This window comes from Burkholderia sp. Nafp2/4-1b (assembly GCF_003635165.1).
Lineage (GTDB): Bacteria > Pseudomonadota > Gammaproteobacteria > Burkholderiales > Burkholderiaceae > Burkholderia.
This window is the reverse complement of record NZ_ML058627.1, coordinates 1-3,445: the sequence shown is the minus strand read 5'-3', so window position 1 is coordinate 3,445 and position 3,445 is coordinate 1. Positions and strand designations below refer to the sequence as shown.

Genomic DNA, 3,445 nt, shown 5'->3' with positions numbered 1-3,445 from the left:
TTATGCGCACTTCGAGATTATGGCGAGCATGATCCGTCCCCGGATTCCCGGCTGAGCTTCCAAGGCGTCCAGCGAGCAACGCCGAGGTGTTCTAACTCAGCATAATAAACCGTGGTGTGATGGTGTTCCGTGAACCTGCCTGCGGAGACCATCATGTCTACCGACGCATGCCTGAAACGTCTCGCTCGACGAGACTGGTTGATCTATGGGCCACTGAACCAGTTCCTCGATTCGTACATTGGCGAGCTGGAGGGACTACGTTATGCACGAGGTACTGTCGGAGCATACCTTCGATGCCTGGCGCATTTCAGTTATTGGATGAGACGCGAGCGGCTTTCTGCCCGGGATATTGATGGAGCGCTTGTCGAACACTTCATCCGGCATCACCTACCAGTTTGCCGCTGTCCAGAACCCTGCCGATCAGTTGTGTCGGAGATGCGCGCAGCACTGCATCATCTTTTGGCGTTGCCATTTTACGCGGACGTCATCCCCGCAACCTCGCCGGGGCCACTGGCAGACGAGTTGCACAACTTCCATGAGTATTTGCGCGATACGTGTGGCCTTGCTCGTTCGACGTGCGTCTATCGTGTTCGGCACCTCGAAGCATTTTTCGCTAGCTGCACGCCAGATGACCTCGCTGGGTCCATCAATCTGACGATGCCGGCTGTCGACTCATTCCTCACCAGCCTTGCCAGACAACACTGGAAACCCAGTTCGCTCGGGGTCATCTGTACGAGCCTGCGTAGCTATCTGAGATTCCGTGCATTGCAGGGTGACGACACTCGCCTTGCGGTTTCGACTTTGCCGGTGATCGCCAATTGGCCACACCGGAAGCCACCGAAGGTACTCTCGGATATTCAGCTCGAGCATTTCCTGCAGGCCTTTGATGTCAACATCCCTTCCGGTATGCGCGACTACGCTATCGCTCGCTGCATTCTTGATCTTGGCCTGCGCGGTGACGAAGCCACCCGCCTGACACTTGACGCAATAGACTGGCGACGTGGCATTGTGACCTTACGGCACACCAAGAGCCAGCGTGCGCAACGCATGCCGTTGCCTGAACAAGCTGGTGCTGCCTTAGCGCAATATCTGCGAGCGGGGCGCCCGCTAACCGACAGTCGATTTGTGTTTGTACGCCACCGGGCGCCGTTCGGCGTTCCGTTAAGCGTCGCGGCGATTCGCAACGCCATGAACCGAGCGTTCGCACGCTGCAACCTGGATGATCAGTTCTGCAATACGCATGTGCTGCGGAGGTCAACCGCCACTCGCCTGCAAAGGGCGAACGTGTCGATCAAGGAAATCGCTGATCTGCTACGGCATCGGAGCTTGGACACGGCCCGCGTCTACGCTCGTGTGGATATTGAACGCCTTCGCGAGGTTGCCCTTTCCTGGCCGGGGAGCACGACATGAACATCACCGGCGGTTGGGCCGCCCGTGTGGCGGCATATCTTGCGTATCGACGCAGCTTCGGCTTCGAACTCGCAATTGATGGCAGGCAACTCGAATCCTTCGCCCGCTTCGCTGACCGGCGTGGCACCGAGCATCTGACGCTGGATCTCGCCGCGGACTGGGCTCGCGATTCGAAGCGCGCCTCCTCGATTAGCTGGGCTCGCCGTATCGAAACACTGCGCGGCTTCGCCAAGTTCCAAATGCGTACAGATCCCACCACGGTCATACCACCGAGGAATTTGCTAGGTCGTGGGCACCGTCGGCTGGTGCCACATATCTTTACTGAACAGGAGATTCGAACGTTGCTGGCCGAAGCCAGCCTGCTCGGGCCACCTGGAGGTTTGCGCCCAGCAACATGTTGCGCGTTGTTTGGTTTGCTGTTGACGACAGGACTGCGGATCTCCGAAGCGATTCACCTGACTGTTGCCGACGTCGATCTTGATGCCGGCGTGCTCGACGTCCGCAACTCCAAATGTCATCAGCACCGTTATGTCGCCATGCACGATACAGTTACCAGGCAGTTGCGGGAGTACGCTAACTTCCGGGACCGATTTGTTCCCGATCGATGTTCGGATCGTTTCTTTCGGGGAGAAAGCGGTCAGCCGGTAACCCAGCGCCAGATGTTGTACACGTTGCACGCAATCTGTGAGAGGCAGCTCGGCTGGAAGCCTCGTGGAGACTACCGTCATCACCGACTGCATGATCTACGGCATACCTTCATCGTGCGTAGCGCGTTGCGCTTCTACCGGGAGGAAGAGGACATAGGGCGATGTCTGTCGGCACTGTCGATCTATGTAGGGCATGCCAAGGTAGTCGATACCTACTGGTACTTTACCGGTATCCCTGAGCTGATGAACATCGCGGGCGAACGCTTCCAACGCTACGTTGAAGGAGTTCCGGCATGAACACCCTGTTGACTCAACCAGCCGAATTCGCCGCGTTGGTCCAGCGCTTCTTTACCGAGCGTCTGCAGCAGCAACAGGCTGCAAGCCCCAGAACCGTCGCGGCATATCGCGATGCATTCCGTCTTCTACTTGGCTATGCAGAAGATCGATGCCGTAAATCAGCTGCACAACTTACATTGCTCGACATCGACGCAGATCTCGTAGTTGGATTCCTGGCCTATCTCGAAGAAGAACGCCACAACGCCGTACGAAGTCGCAATGCGAGGCTCGCAGCAATACGCGGGTTTGCGCAGTATATGGCGTCCCAGTGCCCGCCGGCTTTGTTTATCGCGCAGCGTATTCTGGCCATTCCGATGAAGCGCTCCGACAAGCCAATGCTCGGATTCCTCTCCCGTGGCGAGGCAAAGGCGCTCCTGGATGCCCCTGACAGTGACACCTGGTATGGCAGGCGTGACAGGGCACTCCTCAAGGTGCTTTACAATACGGGTGCCCGGGTTTCAGAACTGATTGGCATCCATGTCAGCGATCTTGAGCTTGATGTCACTCCGAGCGTGCGCTTACACGGTAAAGGGCGCAAGCAACGGACCGTACCGCTATGGAAGGATACGGCAGTCGAACTTCGGCGCTGGATCGAATTTGCAGGCCTGCGCGCCGAACAACCTTTGCTGCCCAACCGCTGGGGAAGATCGATGACGCGGTCAAACGCTGCGGAGCGGATCGCCGTCGCAGCAAACGCAGCTGTGACACGCTGTCCGTCGTTGCTCGGGCGTTCGATCTCGCCGCATACGCTTCGACATACGACCGCAATGCACCTGTTGCAGTCCGGCGTCGACATCACAGTCATTGCACTTTGGCTCGGACATGAGAGTCCGTCGACAACACACGGCTATGTTGAAGCAGATCTGGCCATGAAAGAGCGCGCCCTGGCGGCGATCGCCCCACTGAAGACCCGTCGATCCCGCTACCGACCACCAGACACGCTTCTAAAGTTTCTGGAGGCGCTTTGATTATGTGCTGTCCTACGTGGCGAGCTCCCCCCGATTGTGCAGCTCGCTACACTTACTTGGCATAATCCCGAAGTGCGCATAACG

Annotated in this window: 3 protein-coding genes; all 3 read left to right on the top strand. The window is 57.8% G+C overall.

Annotated features, from left to right (window positions below; all coding sequences use genetic code 11):
* Nucleotides 1-153: 153 nt before the first annotated feature.
* The 3 genes from C7H84_RS32140 to C7H84_RS32130 are packed head-to-tail and all read left to right on the top strand — an operon-like array spanning nt 154 to nt 3,361.
* Entirely contained in the window at nt 154-1,410 is a 1,257-nt protein-coding gene (locus C7H84_RS32140; protein WP_121862584.1) for a site-specific integrase, read from the top strand.
* Nucleotides 1,407-2,354: a tyrosine-type recombinase/integrase gene (locus tag C7H84_RS32135; protein WP_121862583.1), complete on the top strand. Its 948-nt coding sequence runs from the start codon at nt 1,407-1,409 to the stop codon at nt 2,352-2,354. Before C7H84_RS32140 ends, C7H84_RS32135 begins: the two co-directional genes overlap by 4 nt.
* Nucleotides 2,351-3,361 carry a tyrosine-type recombinase/integrase gene (locus C7H84_RS32130; protein ID WP_121862582.1) on the top strand — a complete coding sequence of 337 codons (1,011 nt, stop codon included), beginning with the start codon at nt 2,351-2,353 and terminating at the stop codon, nt 3,359-3,361. Before C7H84_RS32135 ends, C7H84_RS32130 begins: the two co-directional genes overlap by 4 nt.
* Nucleotides 3,362-3,445: the final 84 nt, after the last annotated feature.